Here is a 25,881-nt window from a genome sequence, read left to right as displayed (position 1 = left end):
TAGTAAAAAATATAAGCTTAATTTGATTTTACTATTCTATTTTCCTCTGCGCTCACTAGCAAAATTTAATTTCGTTCTAAATAATAAATATTTATTTCACCAAATTTAATTAAATTAATATAATAGTATTAGGCATTAGACATGCCTAATTGAATGCTTGCTACTCACTTCTTTTATTCTAATATACAAAGAGACCCTCTAATGAAGTGCACCCCAAAAGTTAGATAGTAATTTTAACTTTTGGAGGTGCATTTTTATATGACTATTTTTGGTCTACGATAAACTCTCCAATAAAAAAGACCAGGATTATTACTCCTGGTCCAATTGTTTCGTGGGTTTAATCTCTATTACATTAAACGATAGTACATAAAGGCACTCTAACTAGAACTAATTGATCAGTTGCATTTTCAACATTAAACACCAAGAATACATTTTGACCTACTACAAATGCACAAATAAGATTTACTTCCTGTCCTGGACCTGGAGTGGGAATTGTGGTAACTATTCGACAACGCATAACTCCTGCTGCTATTAGTGCTGCTGCTTGTGCTGCTGTTATTTCAAATATGATTACTTCTTCTCTTTCAAAACCCGCAGCTTCTATTTCTATTTCTATAAGCAAGAAAAATCTTCCGTCTATTTGTGCTACGCATGTTGCACCTATTCCAATTGGATCGTTGCATGTTGATGTTCTGCTAGCCACTTGTTCGTAATCCATTGTTTTCACCTTCCTTTTTTAATGTTAGAAAAGTTTATTTATGACTTTTCTAATATTATTATATGGTGGACTAGCACAAGTGTTACTATATATTAAAAAAAAATGGACATCTCTACCTAGTTATTTCTTAACCTTCCTTTGGTTTTCTTTAAGAATAGTTTCCATAATTCCAAATTCATGATTTGCCACTTTATTCTCCTTTACCAATATAAATAATTTGTATGTTAAATTTGGATTTAGCAAATTATTATTACATCTATCTCCATAAGACTGATTATTTAGAATCAAGCATTGTAGATGGAGTTAGTGTGTCTATAAAGATAATTCCATTATAAGCTTTATATGGTGCTATTTTCTGGGTATAAGCCTTTTCTGTTTTTGAAAAAGTATTAGAAAACATATCCCCAATAGAACTCATTGGCTGCTTTTCATTAAGATACCTTGCCAAATCCGAATCTGTATTTTCAACTTCCATCTTTAAATATAGTGAATCATTAGCCGCTTCATGTAATAACACAGCTAGACGGTTGTTACCGCTATTTTTCACTCTGTATTCTCTGCGTTCTCCCGTATTGTAATCAGAAGCTAAAAATGTGCTCTCATAAAATTCAGTTCCGATTGCAAAATATTCATCACCATATTTTTCTGCCAGAAGTTCTCCCATTATTTTTTCTGTTCCGACTGTAGCAGTTGTTTTCCCTATATGTCCATTATGCCCTGCTATAAAGATGCGATTATTACCATAAAATGTTTCTTCATATTCTAATATCCATTCTACATTATCTGCCATATATGAATCACGTTTCGTTCCATAATCACTGTCTGCCAATCGTAGTTCAGAATTTTGTCTAATACACTCTGCATACTGTTGCGCTAAAGCAAACTCCATTTCAGATGTTGCTGAAATAATAGTATCTCGCTGTTCTTCTAGATGGTTATTTAGTGTTTCTAATTCTGAAATAACAGTTTTTACTGTATCTTTATCTAGGTCATACATATTATCATCTGTAAATTTATTTAGTGTTGAAGCATATTGTTGATTTAGTTCTGATGCAGAGTTATTTAATATCTTCAACAGCTCTGATTTAGAATTATCATACCTTTGCATATCATAGCCATAGAAACGAATTTGCTCTGATTCCGGTTTATCTTCATTGAATGAACGCATCCATTCTATCAAATCAACCATTTCTTGTGTACGATAAATAGCAAATCCAATTTCTGAAGCTGCTTGCTCTGCTGTTCCCTTGCCTCCTTGGATATAATCGTTGACTTTACGGCAGCCTCCCATATCTCCTTCCAGTGCGAAGACACAAATATTTTGTTGCTCTACTAGTTGCTTAAAGACCCTTAGTTTCAATTGGGTAAATTCCTTATTTCCATGGGTAGCTTCACCTAATGCAATTATTATTTTTTGAGGATAAGAAACCTCATCTATTTGTTGAACCATTGGAATAACTTCTTTTACCTCAATACTCTCTATAGAAGAACAGCCTACCGTAAACCCAAAACATCCAAGGGTCATAATTATTGATAAAATAGTTTTAATTTTCATTTTCAAACTTCCTTTCTTGACTTTGGCTATAAAATGCCCAAAGTAAATAAATAACCATTAAAATTATATAACCTATGATTAAAATAACAGGAAGTATACGGAAAATAAGAGCAAATGGTAATTCAAACAAAAATGATTTCCAAAATGCCATACCACTTTTCTCCCAAAGACCAGGTGTAAGAAAAGCATATCTAGGTTCCATAATCATTCTTATATCAAAATTTCCAGATAGTAGTACTATCACCAAGTAAGCCAATAGAGATCCTATTCCTTGAATACTATTTATCATCTTCTTTTTATAACGATGGTGTGAAGACTCTCTATCTGAAAATATAGATGCATCTTTGTCTTCATTTGATAAGGAAATAAAATACTGCTCTCCAGACCAACGACTTCCCGCTACATGTATCCAACCAGAATCTTGAAAAAGATTGAGATAGTCCTGATAATCATTTTTGTTTTTAAAAATACGATAGTCAACTGCATACACTAATGAATTTTCTGTGCTTTTATGAAAAGTATAAAGTAACTTTTTTTTCACTAATTTCCAACCTAAATTGGATTGTTCATTTAACCATTTTTCTTCTGCTGAATAACTTGAAAATAACTTAAATTTCTTCATCTTCTTTTCCTCCTACTTCTAAAGCCTGTCTTGTAACAGTTATCATATGTTCCATACGACTCATATCCATCAACAAAATTTCTTTACCTTTTTCAGTAATTTGATAAACCTTTCTCCTTTTATCCTCAGAAAAAACTGGCTGTATATATTTAAGCTTTAGTAGATTTTCAATAGCACCATACAGTGTTCCCGCTGCCATACGAACCTGCCCATTACTTATGTCTTCAATTTTTTGCATAATCATGTACCCATGCAATGGTTCAAATAGTGAAAGTAGAATATAATATACTGTTTCTGTAAGTGGTAAATTTTTATCACGCTTCATAACTAACCTCCTTAGTACCTTGATATTGTATGCTTAACTGGATTCCTAAATAAAATTAAGCCTTAATAATACTAAACAGTTCAAATGTATAGTACAACTGTATATCGTTATTATATATAGTTGCACTATATATGTCAAGAAAGTTTTCACTCTCTTTTAATCACCAACATAACTTATATACAAAAAATAAAAAAGCGTTGCAAACTTGTATAAAGTGCAACGCTTTTTTGTAAATTTAAAATTCTGACACTATCCATTCCCTTCGCAACTCCCATAGAGCAGCTTGATTTGGCTTTGATAAATCTATATTATCTTCAAATAAAGAGTCCCAACTTTTTCTCACCTTTTGCTTCAAATGAGGATAAAAATTAGTCATATAAATACTAGCTTCATTTTTGATTCCTTGTTTTTCTAGAGAGTCATTATATTCATTCCAATCCTTTTTATCTTTAGGAATATAAGCTAAGTTTAATATTCTATTCCATTTGAATGGATCAAATAGAATTACATTTTCAACATCAACCTCTATCTCTAGAACTTTGCTATCCTCATAGTTTTCAACATATTTTAGATCGGTAAATAGCCATATTGGATATTCTGCTCCCTCTGGCTTAGGCACTATATTTACTGCATTTCTAATGAACCAATTATAAGGTTCTAGAAAGACATTAGCTACATTTTCATATTTTTTAACGATAAATTCTCTTTTAACATGGTATATTCCCTTTTCTCTAATAGTATCTAAGACTATTTCCCTTTGAGATGTATATAATTTTATCTTTTTATTCGACTTAGACATATACTCTACCCCCTATCTTTTACATTTACCATTTATCCATATATAATATCTACCACCCATTCCTTTTTTATCTCCCATATAGTTGCCTGTACCAATTTACTTTTCTCATCCAATGGCTCAAATAGCCTTTCCCAACTTTTGATTATCTTATTTTTAAGTAATGGATAGAAATTACCTTTATTACCTGTAATTAAAGAAGACTCATCACTTATACCAAATTTCTTTAGCTCTTCATTGTGTCTTTCTTCATCCTCTGGGTCAATAGGTAAATAAAAGTAGTTCACTACATATCCCCATTTATCCACATCAGTATAGATAACATCTTTTCTATCTACTTCTATTTCCAAAATAATAGTATCCTCTGTAGACTGTAGCATCATCTCTGAAGATATAGAAAGCCAAATAGGATATAGTACACCTTCTGGTTTAGGCACTATTTTAGCCGCATTCCTTCCATACCATTCATATAGATTTAAGTAATAATCTGATATGGTGTCCATCTTTTCTAAAATATACTCCTTCTTAACTCTATAAACTCCGTATTTTTCCAGCTCATCGAGAACATTCTTATGCTGTCTTGTCCAAAGTTTTACTTTATCATTAGGATTGTATAGATCAGTTGTCATATCTTTACTCCTCCTCTTTTGACTTTCTTATTCTTTATTGATTTATAATGATATGAAACATATTCTATAAATCATTAGAATATGTTTTCTTCTAACTAGAGAATTAACTCCAAATTCTCCAAGATCAGTTATATAAGCTGCTAATTTATTAATATTAAAATGTTCAACTTTGTTGATTTATATAATATCATAACCACGATTGTATTACAATCGTGGTTATGAGTGGGTTTTATAATTATTTTATTAGTATAGAAAAATCCAAAATCATATGACTATAGTTAAAATAAATCTAGTTGGATACAAATGCTAAAATAAACATATACTTACTTGTCACTTACGTTATTCTTAATTATTTCAATTAATATTTTGAAACTCTTTGTTTGAGTTTTGTTTTTATGGAATACAATATGATTTACATTAACTAATTCAAAATCATTTACCTTTATTTCAAATATTTCACCACTTTCGATTTCTCTTTCTATTAGAATTTTAGGCAGCACACTTATTCCTAAATTTTGTTTTACCGCATAAATAAGAGATTGTGAATTTATACTTGTCCACTCTGGATTTGCTCTTAAATTATGTAATAATAATGCACTATCAAAAACATCACGGATTGCACTGCCTTTTTCTCTAAGTAATAATCTTTCTTGGATTAACTTATTGATGTTTATAGGTTTATCTAAAGCTAATTTATGTTTGGGAGAACATATTATTGCTAATTTATATGACGAAAATGGAATTTTTATTAATTCTTCATTATATATAACTCCTTCAATTAATCCTAAATCGATCTCATTATTATATAGCATCTCTTCAATTTTTCCAGCATTTCCAACTATAACTTTTGTTGGAGTATTCCTGTATTTTTTTTCAAATTCTACTATTGCTTTAGGTAAAATAAAGTTGGCTATAGTTATACTTGATCCAATTTTAATAGTTGCATTATCTTCTAGTTCTTTAATATTTTGTTCTAAGTCATCATATAAATCTAACAGCTTTATTACCTTTGTCAAGAATAATTTACCTGTTTCATTTAAATAAATCTTCCTTGAAATTCTATCAAATAAATAAACACCTAAATAACTTTCCAATTCACTAATTGCATTAGAAACTGCTGGTTGTGTCATAAACAATTTTTCTGCCGCCTTTGTAATGCTTTCTTCCTCACATACTATTTTAAAAATACGTAAATGCCTTATTTTCATATTTAACTCCTTATTCATTACCATTTAGTTATGTATTCTATAAAATTATACTATTATACTTATATTGATTCAAGGTATATAATAAACAATGTCGAAGATAAATCTATTGGGGGGGTTCACTATTATGAAGCTAAAGAAATCGAAGCTATATTCTTCACTTTTTAGAATCACATTTTCTATTAGTGCTTTTACTTTTGGAGGAGGATATATAGTTATTCCTATGATGCGTAAGTATTTTGTTAATGACTTAGAGTTAATTAGTGAGCAGGAACTACTAGATATGGCTGCAATCGCACAATCAACTCCAGGTGCTATTGCAGTTAATATTGCTGTATTAGTAGGTTATCGCATCTCTGGAATTATAGGTGCAATTATTTCTTGTATTGGAACAGTCTTACCTCCCTTGTTAATATTATCAGTTATATCATTTTTCTATAAGACTTTTAGGGATAATAGAGTTATTTCTGCAATCTTAAAAGGTATGGAGGCAGGAGTTGCTGCTACAATCGTAGATTTAGTAATTGATATGGGTCAGGGAGTTTTAAAAGAAAAAAATTTGCTGTTAACTTTAATGGCTCCCTTCGCATTTTTAGCTAGTTTTATTTTTAATATCAATGTATTAGTTATTATTATTTTCTGTTCTATTTTATGTTTTATGCAAACTTATATAAAAAGTAGACAAGGAGGAGTCCAATATGAATAAAATTATTTTTACATTATTTATTACCTTTTTACAGATTGGATCATTCAGTATTGGTGGTGGATATGCTATTATACCATTGATACAGGAACAGGTGGTAAATTATTATAATTGGATTACGCTCCAAGAATATACAGATATTATCACAATTTCCCAAATGACACCTGGACCTTTGGTTGTCAATACTGCTTCTTTTGTAGGAATACGTATAGCTGGTATATCTGGAGCCATAGTGGCTACCTTAGGAAGTATTATATCTGGATTTATTATTTCTATCTTTTTATATAATTTTTTTAAAAAACATAAGGATATAGATAGTATTTCTAATATATTAAAAGGATTACGTTCTAGTTCTGTAGGACTTATTGCATCTGCTGCATCCACTATTGTTTTAATTGCTTTTTTTGGAACTTCATCCTACAATATTAAAGATATTGGCACAAATATTACTGCTATAATTATATTTATTATTTCTTTATTTTTATTGAGAAAGCACAAACTGAATCCTATACTGGTTCTGATTTTAACAGGTTTTGTAGGTTTACTTTTTTATTAACAAATTACTGCTTATAGAAAAAGTTATTCTAATATTTCGATCAATATTAATGTAACATAATCATCTCGATTCTTTGCGCCAATCTCAAAAATAAGATATTCTTCATAAGCATGTTTACCTAGCTTAATCTGATGTTTTGCAGCATATTCAATAATCTTGTTATACATTTCACTGATGTTTTGATAACTACCTTTATAATAAACTTGAAGATACCAGCCTTCTCTCCGTATTAAAGTAGTATCTTTATCATGGACATTTTCACCTTTAGTATATAAATAAGAAAAGCTATTAAATCTTTTCTCAAGAATATTATCAATAGCAAGAACTGCTCCTAGAAAATCAATCATACTGGCATTACTACTTTCACGAAAAGCAATTATGGAAGAAATGAAATCAGGATAAGAATCATCCATACCCTTATCCATTAACGAACTTTGTAGAGCATAGACCTCTTTATGGTAAGCTAATTCAATTTTATTATATTCTAAATTTAAGGCTTCTTCCGTTAAATCTTTTAATGCATCAATTTCATGTTTAATTTGCTCTAGCCTAGCAAGTTCTTTGACAACTTCATTTGATTTTTGATCCAATAAAGATATTAAGGCGTTTGGATTTCGCTTATCCATAAATTCTTTAATTTCTTTCAAAGGCATACCTAATCTTTTTAAAGCAGCAATAATAGAAAAGGTATCATATTGACGGAATGAGTAATATCGATAACCATTTTCTTTAATAATTTCAGGTTGGAATAATCCTATTTGATCATAATGAAATAAAATATGTTTTGGAATACCACAAAGTTTAGCAAATTCACCAGTGGTTAAATATTCGTTTTTACTATTGGACATAGTCACCCTCCACAGACCTCATAATATTTTATGAGTTATTTTCCTTGACTATAATATAACCTTATAGTTTATAATAATTCAAGTGTCCCTTAAAATCAAGAAATCTTAAAATATATTATTAAAACAATGTTATTAAATGGAGGTTATTATGAAGTTAATATTAAAGTATCTTAAAAAATATCCCAAATTAATTCTATTAAACATATTGGGAATATTTAGCTTTGTTACCGTTCAATTAGGTATCCCTACAATAATGGGAGCCATGATTGACAAAGGTATTGGTAACAGTGATATTGATTATGTTAAAAAGATGGGAATAATCATGCTGCTTATAAGTATTATAGGTGGTGCAGGAACGATTTTGATTTCTTATGCTTCTTCAAGAATTTCAACATATATGATTCGTGATATTAGAAATGATGTTTTTGCACAATCACAGAAATTCTCCCATACAGAATATAATAAATTTGGCGTATCATCAATGATTACACGTACAACTAGTGATGCTTTTCAACTGATGTTATTCTCAAACTTGCTTTTTAGGACAGCATTATTAGCACCAATTATGATTTTTATAAGTGTATTTATGACAATGAAAACAAGTTTAAGCCTATCTTTAATTATTGGAGCAAGTTTTCCATTTATTATATTAGGTGTAATTATAGTTGCTAAAGTAACAAATCCTATTTCTGATAAACAGCAAAGAGGAATGGATCATTTAAATAGAATTTCAAGAGAGAATTTAATGGGAACAAGAGTTATTAGGGCTTTTAGGAAAAGTGAGTATGAAACAGAACGCTTCGCAGGAGTAAATGAGAGATATACATCTAATTCAAAGAAATTATTCAAAATAATTTCTTTTACACAACCAGCATTTTTCTTCTTATTACATTTATCTATGATGGCAGTGTTCTGGGTTTCTACCATTATGATTGATAAAGGAACTTTACAGGTAGGTCAATTAGTTGCATTCTTAGACTATCAGTTTCATGCCTTGTTCTCTGTTATGCTATTTTCTATGGTATTTATAATGTATCCTAGAGCAAGAGTCTCTGCAAATCGTATTCAGGAATTATTAGGTGAAGAGCCAACTATAACAAATCCTAGTAGTGGAGTAAGAGAGATGAATGGCAAAATAAAATTAGAATTTGACCATGTTACCTTTCAATATCCTAATGGTGAACTTCCTGTATTAAAAGATGTATCATTTATAGCAAATCAAGGGGAAACAATTGCTTTTATAGGTAGTACTGGAAGTGGTAAAAGTACATTGATTAATTTAATTCCAAGATTTTATGATGTTACAAAGGGATCAATAAAAATAAATGATATGGATATTAGAGATTATGATATAAATGTACTTCGTGAAAAGATTGGGTTTATTCCACAAAAAGCATTTTTATTTCGTGGAACCATAGAAGAAAATTTAAAATTCGGTAATCCAGGTGCAACATTAGAAGAAATGAATCATGCTATTGAAATAGCTCAGGCAAAGGAATTTATAGAAAATAAGCCAAACAAATTGCAAGAATATATAAGTGAAGGTGCTAAAAATTTTTCCGGTGGGCAAAAACAAAGAATTTCAATAGCAAGAGCAGTTGTTAGGAAGCCAGCAATTTATGTTTTTGATGATAGTTTTTCAGCACTTGATTATAAAACAGATGTTATGCTACGTGAGGCGTTACAAAAAGAGACAAGAGAATCTATTGTATTTATTGTGGCACAAAGAATTAGTACAATAATGAATGCAGATAAAATAATCGTTCTAAACGAAGGTGAAGTAGTAGGAATTGGAACTCACAAAGAATTATTGAAAACATGTAATGTATATTATGAAATTGCAGAATCACAATTAAGAAAGGAGGAATTAGAGCAATGAAAAAATTATATCCTTATATGAAACCCTATTTGAAATTTTTTATAGCTTCAATTCTTCTCTTAGTTATATATTCAGGATTTTTAGCAGCAGCACCAATGGTAGAAGGATTAATTACAACTAGATTAAAGGATGATGTTGCTAATATTGCCAATAATATTCCTGGGGCCACCATTAGCTTTTCTTATATTCTTAAAATTTTAAAGATATTATTTGCTATTTATATAGGAAACATAACTTGTGGGTTTCTATCTCAATACTTTTTAACTAATGGGATACAGAATACTATGCGTGATTTAAGAAATGAAGTTCAAAAGAAAATCACAAAACTTCCAATTAGTTATTTTGATAATCGTACAGTTGGAGATATTTTAAGTATTATATCTAATGATATAGATACAATATCAAATGCCTTGCAGCAATCTTTATCTAGAATATTAAGTGCTATTTTATCCATATCTTTAGCTATTATCTTAATGTTCTATATTAATCCTATTATGGCAATAATAGCTGTTTTAATTATTCCATGTAGTACCTTTATAATGAGATTTATTATGAAGCGTTCTTCCATTATGTTTAAAAATCAGCAGAGCGCCTTAGGAATCTTAAATGGTTATATTCAAGAAAGATATACAGGATTAACAGAGATTAAATTATATGGCAAACAAGAAGAATCTATTGAAGAATTTAAAAAAATTAATACTAATCTTAGTGAAAATGGATTTAAGGCGCAGTTTATATCAGGACTTATGTCACCATTAATATCATTTATTACCTATATTGCAATGGTATCAGTTATTTTTATAGGAGTAACATTTGTAATTTCTGGTGCAATAACTGTTGGAAATCTTCAAGCATTTATACGTTATATGTGGCAATTAAATGAACCCCTTGAGCAGGTAACTCAGTTATCATCAGCAATTCAATCTGCCATTGCCGCATCAGGAAGAGTGTTTGATTTTCTTGAAGCAGAGGAAGAGGTACCAGAGTTAGTTAATCATCTTAGAATTAAAAATTTAAAAGGAAATGTTACCTTTGAAGATGTATCATTCGGCTATACGAAAGACAATATATTGATTAAAGATTTAAATTTAAACGTTAAAAGTGGCCAAATGGTAGCTGTTGTAGGTCCTACAGGTGCTGGAAAAACAACACTTATCAACCTTTTAATGCGTTTCTATGATGTAAATAGTGGTGCAATTAAGGTAGATGGTGTAAATATAAAAGACATGAGGAGAGATGAACTTCGTTCTATCTTTGGCATGGTTTTACAAGATACATGGTTGTTTAACGGAAGTATTGCTGAGAATATCAAATATGGCAATGAAAATGCAACTAGGGAAGATATTATAAATGCAGCTAAAATGGCAAATGTGGATCATTTTATTAAGACACAACCAGATGGTTATGATATGATATTAAATGAGGAATCTTCCAATATATCTGCTGGCGAGAAGCAGTTATTAACTATAGCAAGAGCTTTCTTGGCAGATCCAGCTATTTTAATTCTTGATGAGGCAACAAGTTCAGTAGATACAAGGCTTGAGTCAATGTTACAAACTGCCATGAAGAATATTATGAAAGGCAGAACAAGCTTTGTTATTGCCCACCGCCTTTCTACAATTAGAAATGCAGATTTAATTCTTGTTATGAATAATGGAGCTATTGTTGAGCAAGGTACTCATGATGAGTTAATAATGAAAAAAGGTTTTTATGAAAGTTTGTATATGAGTCAATTTCAGAAACTAGCATAAAATAGCTTTAGACTTACTAACAATAACTAAAAGGGTCAAAAATAGTGTTTTCCACTGATTTTTGGCCCTTTTTTACACTAGACCCACTAATATTTCACTTATTACTTGTCATCACAATTATTTTCAACTGCTTCCTTAAGGCAAGTTGTTGTCCCTCCATTACCACAGACTAAACCCACTCGCTTCACCTTTTTGTCATTAAACCTCCAAAATCTAACTGGTTCTTCAAGTAGATTTTCAATACTTTTTACTAATTCATCAAATTCAATTTCTTCATCATATTCTGCGACTCTACCAAAATATAACCCTTCCCATTCGTGGGTTCTTTTAACATTTTTTAAATTCAATTTTTTTAATAAACTATCATTTGTTCCAAAGTCACAGTCATCAAGTGGCAAGTGATTATAGTAGTGACTTATACCATACTCTGCTAGTTTTTCTATGCATGCCTCTTTTAATCCATATATTTCATCCCATGCATCGTGATGTGTCACCATCATATCAACTCCATGAATTCTTGCTTCCTCTACAGTTTCAAGTGTTAGATTAACACAGTATCCTAATTTTTTAACTTTTTTATCCGCATCGTATGTAATCCCAGATTCACTAGAATAGATTTCCTTACTTGTCACATTAAAAAGTTTATTAATTTCTTCAACAATATGTGAAACATCCATATACTTACCCCCTCAATTTCATCAAACCTAATAAATTTCATCCTAGTGATCTAACACCAATCATACGTTATTCCGCTAGCTCACTTGGACATTTCTGACATAAGATGTACATCTCCTTCTTCAATCGTTTTACGTCTTTATAAACAGTGTTATATATTCTATATGCCTTGAGATGACAATAAAGATGCTATAGATAATTATGATATAGGCAACATTGTTATTATAATTTTATAGTATACTCCAATATTTCTCAACATGAAATTATGTCATTTACTAATTTTTTCAATTGTTTAGTTTATTTGCATTTGATTCCCTGCTTTCCTCTTGGACTCAACTGCCGAGAATTGTAATTATTAATTCTCTATTCCTTCCAATTGATGCCCTATACATAAATAATTTTCACATTGTTTTCATTCCTCTTTTTCTATTTTGGGGTATAAAAAAGAGTCTAAGTTTATAGATTATGATATGCTCCCCTTATGGTAGACAGATTTAAAAAATAAAAATCTGATACTAAGAAGGGAGCATTTTTATGTCTAAAAGATCAAAATATACTAAAGAAGAAAAGTATACTATTTTAAAGGAAATTGAATCATCTGAAATATCTATAGAAGATACATGTAGAAAATTTAAGATTAGTTATAATACTTATGATAACTGGAAGTTTACATATGAAAAATATGGAATACAAGCATTAGAAGAAAGTAAAACATGGAAAAGATATTCTAAAGAATTAAAAGAAATGGCAGTTTTAGAATATTTAAATGGAGAAGATACACAATTAAATATTTGTAGAAAATATGAAATATCTTCTCGATCTGTTTTAATGAAATGGGTTAAAAGGTATAATAGTCATAACGAATTAAACACTACGAAAGGTAGGAATGGTGCTGTTATGACAAAAGGTAGAAAGACCAATTTAGAAGAAAGAATAGAAATTGTTAAATATTGTATAGAACAAAATAAAGACTATAATAATGCTTCTGAAATTTATGAGGTTTCATATCAACAAGTCTATCAATGGGTTAAAAAATATGAAGAATCCGGTGAAAATGGACTTGTAGATCGTAGAGGAAAAATAGAACTTACATCAAAAGATAAAGATCAAATTGAGATGAGAAAACTTAAAAAAGATAACGAAAGATTAAGAATGGAAAATGATTTTTTAAAAAAGCTACAGGAGCTGGAAAGGGGAGGATTTTAAGCTCATCTAGTCTTAAATATGAAGCAATACAGCAATTGCATAAAGAAAAGAAGTACTCCATAACTTCCCTATGTGAAGTGGCAGAGATTTCCAGAGCTTCATATTACAAATGGCTTAAACGAGTTGATGCAGTTAATGATAAAATTAATGATAATTTAATGGAAGAAATTATAAAGTTATATGAAAGAGTAGATGGAATCTATGGTTACCGAAGAATTACTATGAATATTAATCGTAAATTAAACAGTAAATATAATCATAAAAGAATATATAGACTTATGAGAATTTTAGGGTTGAAATCAGTAATTAGAATTAAAAAGAAAAGATATTTAAAAGTATCTGCTGAGGAGATTGCAAAGAATAAGTTGAATAGAAACTTTTTAGCGTTTAAACCAAATGAGAAATGGCTAACTGATGTAACAGAACTTAAATACAGCATTGGTCAAAAGGCATACTTAAGTGCAATTTTAGACCTTTATGATAATAGTATCATAGCTTATAAAATAGGACACAGCAATAATAATTCCTTAGTATTTAAAACCTTTGATAAAGCTATCAAATCTAATCCCAATGCAAGACCACTTCTTCATAGTGATAGGGGCTACCAATATACGTCCCATGGGTTTAAAAAGCGATTAGAAATTTATGGTATGGAACAAAGTATGTCAAGAGCTGGTAGATGCATTGATAATGGTCCAATGGAAAACTTTTGGGGAATATTAAAAGCAGAAAAGTATTATCTAAAAGACAAATATGAAACTTTTGAAGAGTTGGAAACTGATATTAAAAATTATATAACTTTTTATAATAATAAAAGATTACAAAAAAGATTAAACAGCATGAGTCCACTTGAATATAGAGCTCATGCTGCTTAAAGTATTTTATTTATTTACATTGTCTACTTGACAGGGGGCACTTCAATTATTAGTTAATCAAAAAAACTTAGACTCTTTATCTCCTATAAAATTTTCATTATACAGTCTCAAAATTTATAACACAAAACTTATCGTGAAGCCTATTTGACAAATAATTATCTCTCAAACCAACTTTATACTGTTTCAAAGTGTTTGTCTAGCAGATTCATTAAATACATATTACTTTTCTTGTTTGAAGTTATGATTCGTATGCTACACCATAATTTTTTCCCTATCTATACTTATCTGCTAACATCAAACCTATTTTCTGTTACGATATAATTTATCTATTTTATTTTGCTCTTTCATTAGCTTCGAATATGAGCCATTGACCAATTTTTTCTTTTCATCTGACACACCTATTACAAAATATTGAAATACCTTTAACCATTGTTCATAACTTAAACAAGTTGGACTATCTGTTATTTTAAAACCTATATCATTAGATAGCCGCTTAATCTGTTTATAAGAAAATATATATTTGCATCTAGATTTAATATCATTTCCAGTATTGCTAAAGATGTATGCAATAAAATCAAAGTATAGGTCTTCTTTATCTTTCCTCATTAGTGTATTTCCTCTTTTTTTAATGTGTAAAAATACACTATCGACACTAGGAGTTGGAGTGAAATCTGTTCTTTTAATATTTCTTATAATTTCAAAATCAAAATATGGCTTTAGAAGTAATGAACGCATACTTTCTCCACCGTAAGGCTTACCAGCATATTTTTCTGCTGCTTCCTTTTGAAGGATAATATATATATCTTCTGGAGGATTATCAGCAAATGTTAATTTTGATAAAATAGCCGCAGTAATATTATAGGGTATACTGGAAAAAATCTTATATTTATATTCCTTTGGCAATTCAAATTCTAAGAAATCTCCATAGATTACTTTAATATTATTTATATTATAGAATTTATCCTTTAAATTTTTATATAAACTATAATCATGTTCTATAACATATACCTCCTTACATATTTCTATCAATTGTTCTGTAATAATCCCTCTACCCCCTCCGATCTCTATGATAACATCATCTTTACATATATTACTTTCACCTATTAAATCAGATATCAATTTTTTGTTGCGTAAAAAATTTTGTGAATCCTTTAATTTTATATGAATATCCTTATTAAACATTAAATCCACCACCTTAAAAATATTTGATGTGGACTCATGTATACTGAATTATCCATGACAATAAAAACAAAAAGCTATAAATGAATAACCTATCCATCTATAGCTCTCCTAACTTTAACAATATTCTGTTGTACAAAGATTTATATCAAATAATAAATTTGTGCCTTGGTAAATTATGACTATTTGCCATCATAAAAAGGCGTAAAGATATCCCCTTTTGAGGATATAATAAATTAAAATATAAAATATAGTTAGCTGCATGGGTTTTCATTACAAGAATCCACTAATATAAGGCACGATAAATAGAGCCTAGTTTTTAGGCAATCTACCTTATATTAATTTTATTTAGTTGTATTTATTTAACAACTAAATTACGAATTCTTATTGAAGCTATACCCATCTTGCAACTCTCCTTTCTATTATTTAAAGACATTATAGCATAGTTATATATATGTATCAATTATGTTAATTTATTTACTAAAAATATTATTAAATGATAATCAACAATATCTTTTCTTCTATACTCTTTTAAATAATATAAAGAATGCATCATAATATCTACTATTTATTTCGCTCTGTTCTTTCTGTATATCTATGGCTGTTAAATTTTCCAATAAATCTGCTTCCCAACTCTACTCTTTACAATTTAGCCCTGCCATCACTTAAATTGTCCTATGTTATCTATTTTTGATATAACATTTCAATATGCTCTATCCCGTCCTCTAAATAAATACCAGATGTTGGCTCAAATCCAAAACCCTTATAAAACTTTTGCAGATATGCCTGGGCAGAAATCTTAATTTCCTTTTCTTCCAAAATATCTATAATAAAATCTATTGCCTTTTGGACTATCTCTTTCGACAGCCCTTTTTTTCTATAGGTACCCTTTGTCAGCACTCTTCCAATTGATGTTTCTGGATATGATATACCTTTTGGCAGAATCCTTAAATAGGCTATTATCTCACTATTATCTTCTAGAAACAAATGATAGGATACCTCATCTTTTGAATCTAAATCTTGATATACACAATTCTGTTCTACAACAAAAACTTCTGCTCTTACTTTTAATATTTCATACAGTTCTTTCGTTGTTAATTCATTAAACTTTTTTATTTTACAATTCATCTTTCTTAAATTTCCTCCATAAATTTCTGTTTATAGTCGTATTTATTCTTACCCTACATTTTTCTCCAGCACATAAACCACCTCCGTGCCTTAGGAATACAATAATGATGTCGATGGTTTTCATATGAAATTATTATATCAAGTATTATTTTGCAAGTCAAAGCATGTTTATGAGGCCTAGTTCATCATCACTCATATCGAAATATTTCATAACCTTGTATGGCTATCTATTCTTGATCAATACACAAGATGCTTTTAAAAAAAATGTACATTAAACGAACTAAAAATGACTCTAAAGATTCTTTTATCATAGCTCAAATTATGCATTTCAAATTAAGCAAATCTATGTGAAACCGTATCTTCTATAAAGTTAAGCTTCCCTACTTCATCTACAATTTCATTCCCTGAACTATACAAATAGCTCATAACTTCACCTCCCTTAATCTTAGGCAATAAAAAACGACTAAGTTTTCTTAGTCGTAATATAATCTTTTTTGTCCCCCCTCTGACATCTCCTTGACGGCAGGGTGTATTTCTCGAATCGCAGCCTTTAGAAATTTTTTCGCCGTGCTAGTGGATTTCGACACTATTAGCTAAAATAGTTATGATTGTTATGCAATTAAACATACATATTATTAAAAGTTATCGCTAAATTAATCTATTAATAAATTTGAATTACTGCTTACCAACTCCTGCCAACGCTTGCTTTTTTTCATATAGCTATATGTTTCTTCACCTCTAAAATGAGTCAGTAAGTTATTATGAAGTTCTGTAATGAATTTTCCTTCTAATTTTTTAAATTCCATATGTTCATATAGATCCGCCTTCGTAAAATCACATATTTTATCAGTACTGGCAAGCATTCTCTCCACCGTTTCTATAGTTGCCTCCACATCTTTCTCTGCTGTTGCAAAGTCAAGTCTACACGATGCCTCATGGTATTCGCCCATTTCAAAAATATTCGCTAATTCTCTTTGCTTCTCAACAAGTATATAAGCTTTTTCTCTGTCTTTATCCTGCATAGCCAATGTATATATACTTTGAAATACCATATTCATCATTTGATAACCCGAAAACAATAATTCTTCGTATGCCTTATATGCCTCATTCACTCGATTTGTCTTGCTATAAATAAATGCTTGTTTTCTCTTTCTCTCCGGATTCTGGATAGAAAAATAATTCAGATATTCCTCTGCTTTCTCGTACTGTTCCTTTCTTGAATAAAATCCAAATAATGAATCAGCTGCTCTATTCCTAATATTCTCATCCTCGCTATCCAATGCACGTACATAACAATCATTGATATAACTTTCATATTTCTCTGAATCCGGAATTTCTTTTGCTAAACGCCATCCATCTAAAATCAGTGCCATTTGCCAAATCAACTGTTCACAATTAGGATATTGCTCGATTTTCCCTTTTGCCCACTGAAACGCCTCTTCATAGGTTTCGTCTTTTAATTTGGTGTCAATTTCATAAACAAAACTGTTTATCTCTTCTGCTGTAAGTTCTTCTTCAAAGGACAATAGAGTATCAAGAGTAATGTTGAGCAATCTGGCAATAGGAGCCAATAACATAATATCAGGCTGCGAATTTCCATTTTCCCACTTATTAACTGCCGGAGCTGTAACTCCAAGGTAATTTGCAATTTCCTCCTGAGTCATGTTTTTTCTTTTTCTGTATTCTCGTATTACTTCACCTATCTGCATGTAAATAACCTCCTGATTCTGTTTTAATAAGCAATGGCCTTTGCTACTTTAATCATATCAAGAATCATCATATCTAACAACTGAATATATGTTAATTATTCCTCAAAAAAATTAACTGTTATTCATATCAGAGTGTATTTCTTGTGCAGATAATCTTTATTTCTATAAATCTGACTCAGCGGCAAATTCTAATTTATCTATTACCACGTTCTAATTGAAACATCATAATTCATTGTATTATGCCACTCCCTCTAATACATTGATATGTTTCCAAAGAACCAAAAACCGAAGGATTAGCCTCTATCCCCAACCCCTCGCCATTTCTCAAATATAAAAAAATCCTTTATTTATCAGCCTTTCATTAGATAAATAAAATCTAAATTATAAATCACTATGTAGAACTATGGGTTACATTTATAAATCTCATTCTCAAATTGAGATTTAAATCATACTGTCAAAATCTCTGCTTAGACATGACTTTTTTAATCTTTTTGTTCTTAATAAATACTTAACATCAGAAAGATTATCATAAGAAAGTTGAAGATGAAAATAGTTAATATATTCAAGTACTGCAAATATATAAATAAAGCCAGCAGTGCCTAAGCTACGCAAAGGTACTGATGAATACCATTTGAAGCAATCAAAAACAAAAATAAATATCAAGACAATTATCAGAGCGATATTTAATTTTTTCAAATTTTTATACCTCTTAACAGTTTTGATAGAAGTTATTGTTGTATTCTCTATCTTTAATCTCTTCCATTTTGCATACCAGTAGATACACCCCTGCACTAATAGAAATTCTAAAAGAAAAAATGAACTCCAAAAAGAAGTTAGCGAATACATTCGTAATTGAGGATAGACTCTTTTAAGTAAAAAAATCAAAACAATAAATCCTACTACTGAAATTAACTCACCAGTATATAAATATGAAAATCGTTTTAATAGTTTTTTTCTCAAGTATTAATCTCCTCTCAATTAAATTAATTGTAAATAAAAGTAATTCTCACATATTTAGATTTTATTAATGTCACATCAATCACAGATAGGAGACAATAATGATGTCATCAAGACGTAATTATTGTCTCCTTAAGACAGGTTCCTGTTTTGAAATTATGCAATTAAGTTCTCTAGGGAGCTTGGCACAAAATATTATGATTTATAGACTTCTCCGTTTTTTGTTTTTCATTGAAGATCCATACAATGTTTTTAATCCCATTTTCATTTATTTATCATGTTTGTTTATGAATTTCTTTGCTACTTCGCCTGCTGTAAGCGGAAATTGCATCCACACATAAGCATGGATGGAATTTTCTATATGCTCAATTTCATATGTGTCCAGTAGACCAGTGAATGCAGATAGGCTACTTCTAATTCTCTCATCCTTCCATTCTTCTTCGCTTGGAAGGAATAGAACAGGACATTCTACCTTCTTATAATATTGCTCAAACTTCACATCCCAATATTTCTGAACATATTCTGTTCTAACATGGTTCAAATAGCAATACGTAAAATTACCATTTTGCATCTGTTGTAGATTTTGTTCTAAGAAGGCTAAGAAATATTCATTCCATAATCCTTGTTGTGTTAATTCCGCTCGTTCTTCCTCGATATACTCTTCTTTCGTTTTAAATACACGTTCTTCCCTTTCAGCTAATTTAGTCCGCATGACTTCTTTTTTATGTTGAATCTCATCCTCCGTTCCATTAAATAACCCGTAGTCTCCAAACTCATTACATAAAGCACCTTCACATATGAGGGATAGGACGAGCTCGGGGGTGTGATGCAGCTAAACTAAGTCCAATCTCAGCCCCCATTGAGCTACCTACTATATGGCAGCGCTTTACGTTTAGTTTCTCTAACAATAAATAAATATCGTTTGCCATATCGTCTATATGATACCCTGTTAAGGGTTTATCGGATTTGCCATGTCCTCTGAAATCAGGAACAATGATACCGTATTTATTTTGAAATTGCGGTAAAATGCCTTCCCACATATTCAAATTCCCTCCACTAAAGTGGAGAAATAAAACAACTGATTTATCATTTAATGAATATCGTACATTAATCCCTATATGATCTAACTCAATCATTTCCTCTATCATTTTTCTGCCTCCAATACTATAAAATTAGAATTTAACGACCTAAAATAATTAGCCACCACTAAAGTATGTAGTGAAGCTTATCTTAGAAAATACTACTATTAATAGTTTAATTTAGTTTTTAAATATCTTTCTAAAGTAGTAATATGCATTGGATAAAATAGACTCTTATCATCTTCTAATAATTCCTTCAATTCTATTAACGGTATCCATCTAATATTTTTGGTTTCATTACTCTTGTTTAATAGTTCTCCATCAGCGTTACATATAAATATTTGCACCATTATTGGATATGTTCCTTGAATATTTTGGCTACAAGAAAATGGAGTATAGTTTAGCACTTTATATCCATTAGATTCTAAAACTATTGCTTCGCTTTCACCTTTAATATTTGTAACTTTTAATCCCGTTTCCTCCCGAATCTCTCTTCTCAAACAATCGAAAATATTCTCAAATTTTCTTATTTTCCCGGCAGGAATTTCTAACAGCCCATACTCCAATGTAGCTTCATCCTTGCACCTATCTTGAATTAACATATAATCTATTCCATCAATATTTTTCTCTATTATTCCACCTACTCCTGGCTTCGCAAGTAACTCCATTTTAAAGCCTCCTTATCCAATATTCTAAAACTATAAATGATTATTTATTATTCTTCATTATTGTAATAATTAATAGCTTCCAACAAATTTTTTTGAAATCTGGCCATAAAATCGAAGTTATCCATATTTTAGCTTTAACAGACTGCCATAGCAAGAAATTACTAATTCTATATTCACCACTTGTTCTAATGATTAAATCTACATCTGGTAATCCTGCTGTATTTGTCTCTCAATTTATCTTATTTTAATACTTAATTAATCCCACTGTCCTGGAAATCTTAATTTTTGTAGCTGTGGAAACTTTTTATTATACTCTTCTACTTCTTCCTTTGGAAGATTCTCAAAGACTTCGGATTGATAGAATTTTCCTTTTATACCTTTCATACTACCTTCTACTAATTCAATTCCCATAAATGCATCAAAATTTTTACCATCTGCAGTTGTAATATTAAAGTTGTCACATGTTTTAAATCCTATTCTAGGATAATAATCTGGTTCTCCAAAAATTATAATCCCTTTATAGCCTCTATTTGCAGCTAATTCCATTGTTTCTCTTAATAACAGCTCACCAACTCCGCATCCCTGCCATTTAGGCTCCACACAAAGAGGTCCAAAGGTTATAATTTCATGTATATGTGATCCATCAATCACTCGTGCCTTTGAATACATTATACACCCTATTACCTCTCCATCCTTTACTGCTATTCTGCTTAACTCTGGGAGATAGTCTTTATCTTGGCGTAATTTATGCACAAGATAATGTTCATCACATCCTAGATGATGTTTATTCCAAAAAGCATGCTGTGTCATTAACTCTAAGCTATACCAATCTGAACTTGTTTCCATTCTAATTTCTATATCTTCTCTATTTACTCTTTTCTTTTCTTCAGGAAACCATCCAAATTCTAACCTTACTTCTTTTCTCTCCAAATCATTATTTCTGTAACAACAAGTATCCATACCAATCAAAGTAAAACCTTCATGCTGATAAAAGTCTATGGCATTAACATTACAAGATTGTGTTTCTAGTATAACGGCACGGCATCGTTCTCTTCTTGCTTGTTCCTTTGCCATCCCAACTAACCTATGACCTATTCCTTGTTTTTGGTATTTTTCTGACACCCAAAGTTCTGTAATTCTTAGACGATTAGCCCATAATTCTTGATTCGTTTCAATTGCAGCAATTAATTCATCGTTAACTAACACTCCCCAAGCATAAGCATTCTCCCAATGATCCTCATATAATTTATCTGGCAAATCATATTCTTCTGGTGTATGGGTTACTATCTCTTTAAAATCTTTCTTTTCTATCTTAATATCAAATCCTTTATCTGTTTTATTAACTAAAACATCATAGTACTTGTCTGTTGTATACCCTATTGGAATAACAGTCCCCTTCCATTTCTCTTTTGGTAAGTGTATAATTTCATATTCCACAGTTTCACACCCCTTATACAGTTTTCTTGATATAATTATTATATCTTTATTTTTATACAAAATAAAGTAAACCCAATATATTTCCTTGTATTATTCTAAATATATCTAAAGAATTCCTTTATAAAAATAAAAAAACTGTATACTAGCAAAAGTATACAGCAAAAATATACAACTTTTCAATTTTAACTTTTGCTCAAACTATGAGTTTAAATTTATTTTATTTAGTCAATATGGCGCAACCTTGATACTATACTTTCCTTTTGAAATAATTTTACTAAGATAGCTGAAATCACCATCGGCACCATAATAATAATCAAAATATAGACCATTAAATACCCTATGGGGAAACGATAATGCATATATGTCGCTCCGAAATGTTGTAATACTCTTACCAATCCATATCCTAATGCTGTACCAAATATTAAAGTTATGATCAAATTTCCCAAGGATAAGCCTAATCCCTCAAACTGTATCATCTTTACTAATTGTTTATTGCTCAATCCAATGGATTGCAGCATTGCAAATTCCTTTTTTCTTGATATGATATTGGTTATTATGGTGTTGACTAAATTTATTAGACTAAACAAAATGATAAACCCACTTAATCCTACCATGACTTTATATATTAAATCAAAGGACTGTTTATCCTCTGCTAATCTTTCCCTCAGTGTACTCATCCCCAATAATGGATTCTCATCGATCAGATTAAGGAGTTGTTCCTCTACCCGCTCTCCTTCCTTTTCAAAATCATTTACAGATATACCCAATGTATCGATGGTATTGATACCAGGAAATAATTGTTCTAGCTTTTCTATTGGTAGTAAAAACCAACCAGCGTAATACATCTCATCGCTAGGTTCATCTATGGCATCAATGATCTTAAATGATTTTTCCACCTCTTTTTTCCCATCAAAATATCTAAAATCAACTTTATCTCCAATTTCAAATTTCCACCCATATATTTCCTCTGCCAACTTATTGAGCACGATAAGGATTTCATCATTTTCTATCATCTTATCATAGTCAAAGGTTCCTTCTGTCAATGTTTTATTTATTGTTTCTATATCTTCTCTGAAAAATGCTGTAAGAGAATCTCCACTATTAATTTCATCTTTATAATCGAAATTTACAGATGTTCGATGAATTTCCATAATGCTATCCACCTCTGGCATTGAATCAATCTTTTTAATTAATTCCTCATTGATTGGATTATTCAATTGAACCCCCATTCGACCTTTATCAATGGTCTGCACTGTATTATAATCAAAGGAAATAATATATTCTCCCAAGCCATACATTCCTTCTCTCGAATATTCTTCTAAAGAAGTAGATAGGATATAAGTTCCACTTGTAAGAAATAAAGCTCCCCCTATGCCAAGGGAAATTAAAGTCAAAAAAGATTTATTTCTATTTCTTCTAAGACTGATGATTGCCATAGAATAGGGAGACAATTTTCTATGTAGTTCCTCTGTTTCTTTTAATCCTTTTCCCCTATGTACCGAAAATCTTGATGCTTCTACAGGTGAAATAGAAGAGGCTATCTTTGCCGGTTTTTGAACTGATAAAATAATAGTAATCAACTCAGCAATTCCTATCATCAAGCTCAAAATAATAGTGTATTTCCAGTTCCAGCCCTCTGGAATAATCCAATATGAAATAATCCAAGAGATCAAAAGTCCTATGGGAGTCCCCTTGGAAAATAGGATGATTCCTTCTCTCCTTACGATACTTTTGATCTGTTTTTTAGAAGTCCCTATGGTTCTAAGCTGTCCAAATCTTTGAATATTTTCTAAAACCGAAATATAGAATATACTATATACAACCAATATGCTTACAAATAAAATTCCTATTGCTACTACTATTATGACTAAAATGTTTTGTTTCGACATAGTTAGTGGATGTGTAAAGAAATTGTTTGGATTTATGTTTTTTCTCTCAATCCCTACCTCATGACCGATCTTTCTTACAGTATCTAAAAGCTCCTTTTCTGACATCCTCTCTGCATTTTTAATTTTACAAGCAACAGCATAATTCACATCTTTCAATTGCTCTCCATTTTTTGAATACTCCTCGGAAAATAATATTGAATATAGACTAGAATTCTCGCTTATTTCTTCATAGAACCCACTGATAACGAACTCTTCCTCTCTGCCATCCAGAAATTTTATCTCTATAGAATCACCGATGTCCTTTACATCCGGAAACAACTCCAACATAGGCTTATCTACTACGATCTCATTTATTTTTTCTGGGTAGTTCCCCTCTGCTATTGATTTTGTCTTTATGCTCTTTGTATCCTTTTCAAAATACACAGGTTGAATCATCTTGTTCTGTATCTTAAAACTACGACCTAACTTGATCAAGGTCAAAAAATCTATTTCTTCAAAAAATTTTAATTTCTCAGTTTGCTCTTCATTCACATCCTCATAGATAACATGCTGTACCATATCCAGCTGTCTTTTAATTTTCTGTTCCCTTGCTGATTGAAATAGGGACATGACGCCAAGCAATGAAACCGATAATATAATCGTTATCAATATAAAGATATTCCTCGTTCTATTGAACTTTATGCTCCTATTAGCTATTTTTCCTATGACCTTTCGATTGTTGTTTGCTATCATAATCTCTCACCCCTATCTATTAGAAATTCTTCCATCTTCAATTCGGACTATACGATCAGCTAATTGAGCAATTTCGTTATTATGGGTAATCATAACAATAGTTTGATTAAATCGTTTACTTGTACTTTTTAATAATCCCGAAACCTCGGCACTTGTTTTACTATCTAGGTTCCCTGTAGGCTCATCTGCTAAAATAATAGATGGTTTAGTTGCTAAGGCTCTTGCTATTGCTCCTCTTTGCTGTTCTCCACCTGATAAGTAATTGGGAAATCTTCGCTTTTTCTCTTGTAAATTCAATAACTTAATTATTTCATCAATATAGGCTTCATCTATTCTTTCTCCATCTAAATCCAATGGCAGAACAATATTTTCATAAAGATTTAACATAGGTACTAGATTAAAGTTTTGAAAAACGAATCCTACATTTCTTCTTCTGAAAATAGTTAATTCATCATCAGATAATTGAGAAATATCATGTCCAGCTACAATCACCTTTCCTGAAGTAGGATTATCTAAACCACCCAACAGATTTAATAAAGTAGATTTACCTGAGCCTGAAGTTCCTACTATTGCAAGAAATTCGCCCTTTTTTACAGTCAAATTTACTCCGTCTAATGCTTTTACAATATTAGGCTCTCCTCCATAATATTTTTTCAAATCTATTCCTTCCAATATATTCATTCTACATTCCCCCTTTTCTTAATATAACTTTATCAGGTAAAACTAACAGAAATATAACAGAAAATCTTTTTTATTTAAA

Annotated in this window: 24 protein-coding genes and 1 pseudogene; 5 read left to right on the top strand and 20 right to left on the bottom strand. The window is 30.3% G+C overall.

The window, feature by feature from the left end; genetic code table 11:
- Positions 1–352: 352 nt before the first annotated feature.
- From RBU61_RS06450 to RBU61_RS06420, 7 genes are all read right to left on the bottom strand, one after another.
- A complete protein-coding gene (locus RBU61_RS06450; protein WP_308878801.1) occupies positions 353–718 on the bottom strand; it encodes a hypothetical protein in 366 nt (121 codons plus the stop codon).
- Positions 719–992: 274 nt separating this feature from the next.
- Complete coding sequence (locus RBU61_RS06445; protein WP_308878800.1) at positions 993–2,273, bottom strand: erythromycin esterase family protein; 1,281 nt, start codon at positions 2,271–2,273, stop codon at positions 993–995.
- Positions 2,263–2,895 carry a DUF2812 domain-containing protein gene (locus RBU61_RS06440; RefSeq protein WP_308878799.1) on the bottom strand — a complete coding sequence of 211 codons (633 nt, stop codon included), beginning with the start codon at positions 2,893–2,895 and terminating at the stop codon, positions 2,263–2,265. Before RBU61_RS06440 ends, RBU61_RS06445 begins: the two co-directional genes overlap by 11 nt.
- Positions 2,882–3,220: a helix-turn-helix transcriptional regulator gene (locus tag RBU61_RS06435; RefSeq protein ID WP_308878798.1), complete on the bottom strand. Its 339-nt coding sequence runs from the start codon at positions 3,218–3,220 to the stop codon at positions 2,882–2,884. The genes RBU61_RS06440 and RBU61_RS06435 overlap by 14 nt, the downstream gene beginning before the upstream one ends.
- 235 nt (positions 3,221–3,455) lie before the next feature.
- Positions 3,456–4,019, bottom strand: a complete 564-nt coding sequence (locus RBU61_RS06430) for a DUF3841 domain-containing protein (RefSeq protein ID WP_308878797.1) — start codon at positions 4,017–4,019, stop codon at positions 3,456–3,458.
- Positions 4,020–4,051: 32 nt separating this feature from the next.
- Positions 4,052–4,645 carry a DUF3841 domain-containing protein gene (locus RBU61_RS06425; RefSeq protein WP_308878796.1) on the bottom strand — a complete coding sequence of 198 codons (594 nt, stop codon included), beginning with the start codon at positions 4,643–4,645 and terminating at the stop codon, positions 4,052–4,054.
- A gap of 323 nt (positions 4,646–4,968) precedes the next feature.
- The gene (locus RBU61_RS06420) at positions 4,969–5,853 is read right to left on the bottom strand and encodes a LysR family transcriptional regulator (protein WP_308878795.1); all 885 of its coding nucleotides are present in this window, start codon (positions 5,851–5,853) and stop codon (positions 4,969–4,971) included.
- 124 nt (positions 5,854–5,977) lie between these two features.
- On the opposite strand from RBU61_RS06420, the gene RBU61_RS06415 reads away from it, so the two are divergent.
- On the top strand, positions 5,978–6,556 hold the full coding sequence (locus RBU61_RS06415; RefSeq protein WP_308878794.1) for a chromate transporter: 579 nt from the start codon (positions 5,978–5,980) through the stop codon (positions 6,554–6,556).
- Positions 6,549–7,109: a chromate transporter gene (locus RBU61_RS06410; RefSeq protein ID WP_308878793.1), complete on the top strand. Its 561-nt coding sequence runs from the start codon at positions 6,549–6,551 to the stop codon at positions 7,107–7,109. Before RBU61_RS06415 ends, RBU61_RS06410 begins: the two co-directional genes overlap by 8 nt.
- A gap of 23 nt (positions 7,110–7,132) precedes the next feature.
- Here RBU61_RS06410 and RBU61_RS06405 read toward each other — a convergent pair whose 3' ends face one another.
- On the bottom strand, positions 7,133–7,957 hold the full coding sequence (locus tag RBU61_RS06405) for a MerR family transcriptional regulator (RefSeq protein WP_308878791.1): 825 nt from the start codon (positions 7,955–7,957) through the stop codon (positions 7,133–7,135).
- Between the two features lie 148 nt (positions 7,958–8,105).
- On the opposite strand from RBU61_RS06405, the gene RBU61_RS06400 reads away from it, so the two are divergent.
- Together RBU61_RS06400 and RBU61_RS06395 are read left to right on the top strand one after the other, a co-directional pair.
- The gene (locus RBU61_RS06400; RefSeq protein ID WP_308878789.1) at positions 8,106–9,836 is read left to right on the top strand and encodes an ABC transporter ATP-binding protein; all 1,731 of its coding nucleotides are present in this window, start codon (positions 8,106–8,108) and stop codon (positions 9,834–9,836) included.
- A complete protein-coding gene (locus tag RBU61_RS06395) occupies positions 9,833–11,587 on the top strand; it encodes an ABC transporter ATP-binding protein (RefSeq protein ID WP_308878788.1) in 1,755 nt (584 codons plus the stop codon). The genes RBU61_RS06400 and RBU61_RS06395 overlap by 4 nt, the downstream gene beginning before the upstream one ends.
- Before the next feature lie 101 nt (positions 11,588–11,688).
- Here the strand turns inward: RBU61_RS06395 and RBU61_RS06390 are convergent, their stop codons facing one another.
- Positions 11,689–12,264 carry a Nif3-like dinuclear metal center hexameric protein gene (locus tag RBU61_RS06390; RefSeq protein WP_308878787.1) on the bottom strand — a complete coding sequence of 192 codons (576 nt, stop codon included), beginning with the start codon at positions 12,262–12,264 and terminating at the stop codon, positions 11,689–11,691.
- Positions 12,265–12,796: 532 nt separating this feature from the next.
- On the opposite strand from RBU61_RS06390, the gene RBU61_RS06385 reads away from it, so the two are divergent.
- A protein-coding gene (locus RBU61_RS06385; protein ID WP_308878786.1) for an IS3 family transposase occupies positions 12,797–14,343 on the top strand; the annotation gives its coding sequence in 2 pieces (ribosomal slippage) (positions 12,797–13,442 and positions 13,442–14,343; 1,548 coding nt in all).
- A 300-nt stretch (positions 14,344–14,643) separates the two neighbouring features.
- Here the strand turns inward: RBU61_RS06385 and erm are convergent.
- The 11 genes and pseudogenes from erm to RBU61_RS06330 form a co-directional block, all read right to left on the bottom strand.
- Positions 14,644–15,525 carry a 23S ribosomal RNA methyltransferase Erm gene (erm, locus tag RBU61_RS06380; protein ID WP_308878785.1) on the bottom strand — a complete coding sequence of 294 codons (882 nt, stop codon included), beginning with the start codon at positions 15,523–15,525 and terminating at the stop codon, positions 14,644–14,646.
- A gap of 681 nt (positions 15,526–16,206) precedes the next feature.
- Complete coding sequence (locus tag RBU61_RS06375) at positions 16,207–16,650, bottom strand: GNAT family N-acetyltransferase (RefSeq protein ID WP_308878784.1); 444 nt, start codon at positions 16,648–16,650, stop codon at positions 16,207–16,209.
- 653 nt (positions 16,651–17,303) lie between these two features.
- The gene (locus RBU61_RS06370) at positions 17,304–18,359 is read right to left on the bottom strand and encodes a helix-turn-helix transcriptional regulator (RefSeq protein WP_308878783.1); all 1,056 of its coding nucleotides are present in this window, start codon (positions 18,357–18,359) and stop codon (positions 17,304–17,306) included.
- 441 nt (positions 18,360–18,800) lie between these two features.
- Entirely contained in the window at positions 18,801–19,319 is a 519-nt protein-coding gene (locus RBU61_RS06365) for a hypothetical protein (protein ID WP_308878782.1), read from the bottom strand.
- A 265-nt stretch (positions 19,320–19,584) separates the two neighbouring features.
- Positions 19,585–20,028, bottom strand: a complete 444-nt coding sequence (locus tag RBU61_RS06360) for a hypothetical protein (RefSeq protein ID WP_308878781.1) — start codon at positions 20,026–20,028, stop codon at positions 19,585–19,587.
- Positions 20,029–20,107: 79 nt separating this feature from the next.
- A complete protein-coding gene (locus RBU61_RS06355; RefSeq protein ID WP_308878780.1) occupies positions 20,108–20,464 on the bottom strand; it encodes an alpha/beta fold hydrolase in 357 nt (118 codons plus the stop codon).
- A gap of 98 nt (positions 20,465–20,562) precedes the next feature.
- Positions 20,563–21,063, bottom strand: coding sequence for an NUDIX domain-containing protein (locus RBU61_RS06350; RefSeq protein WP_308878779.1), 501 nt, complete (start codon positions 21,061–21,063; stop codon positions 20,563–20,565).
- Between the two features lie 40 nt (positions 21,064–21,103).
- Positions 21,104–21,271: pseudogene (locus RBU61_RS06345) on the bottom strand (undecaprenyl diphosphate synthase family protein); the annotation flags it as partial.
- Between the two features lie 47 nt (positions 21,272–21,318).
- Positions 21,319–22,500, bottom strand: a complete 1,182-nt coding sequence (locus tag RBU61_RS06340) for a GNAT family N-acetyltransferase (RefSeq protein WP_308878778.1) — start codon at positions 22,498–22,500, stop codon at positions 21,319–21,321.
- Positions 22,501–22,721: 221 nt separating this feature from the next.
- Positions 22,722–25,121: an FtsX-like permease family protein gene (locus tag RBU61_RS06335; protein WP_308878777.1), complete on the bottom strand. Its 2,400-nt coding sequence runs from the start codon at positions 25,119–25,121 to the stop codon at positions 22,722–22,724.
- 12 nt (positions 25,122–25,133) lie between these two features.
- Positions 25,134–25,802 carry an ABC transporter ATP-binding protein gene (locus RBU61_RS06330; RefSeq protein WP_308878776.1) on the bottom strand — a complete coding sequence of 223 codons (669 nt, stop codon included), beginning with the start codon at positions 25,800–25,802 and terminating at the stop codon, positions 25,134–25,136.
- Positions 25,803–25,881 lie beyond the last annotated feature (79 nt).

This window comes from Tissierella sp. MB52-C2 (assembly GCF_030931715.1).
Classification (GTDB): Bacteria; Bacillota; Clostridia; order Tissierellales; family Tissierellaceae; genus Tissierella.
Note: the sequence above shows the minus strand (reverse complement) of the source record. Positions and strands in the feature narration are given on the sequence as shown.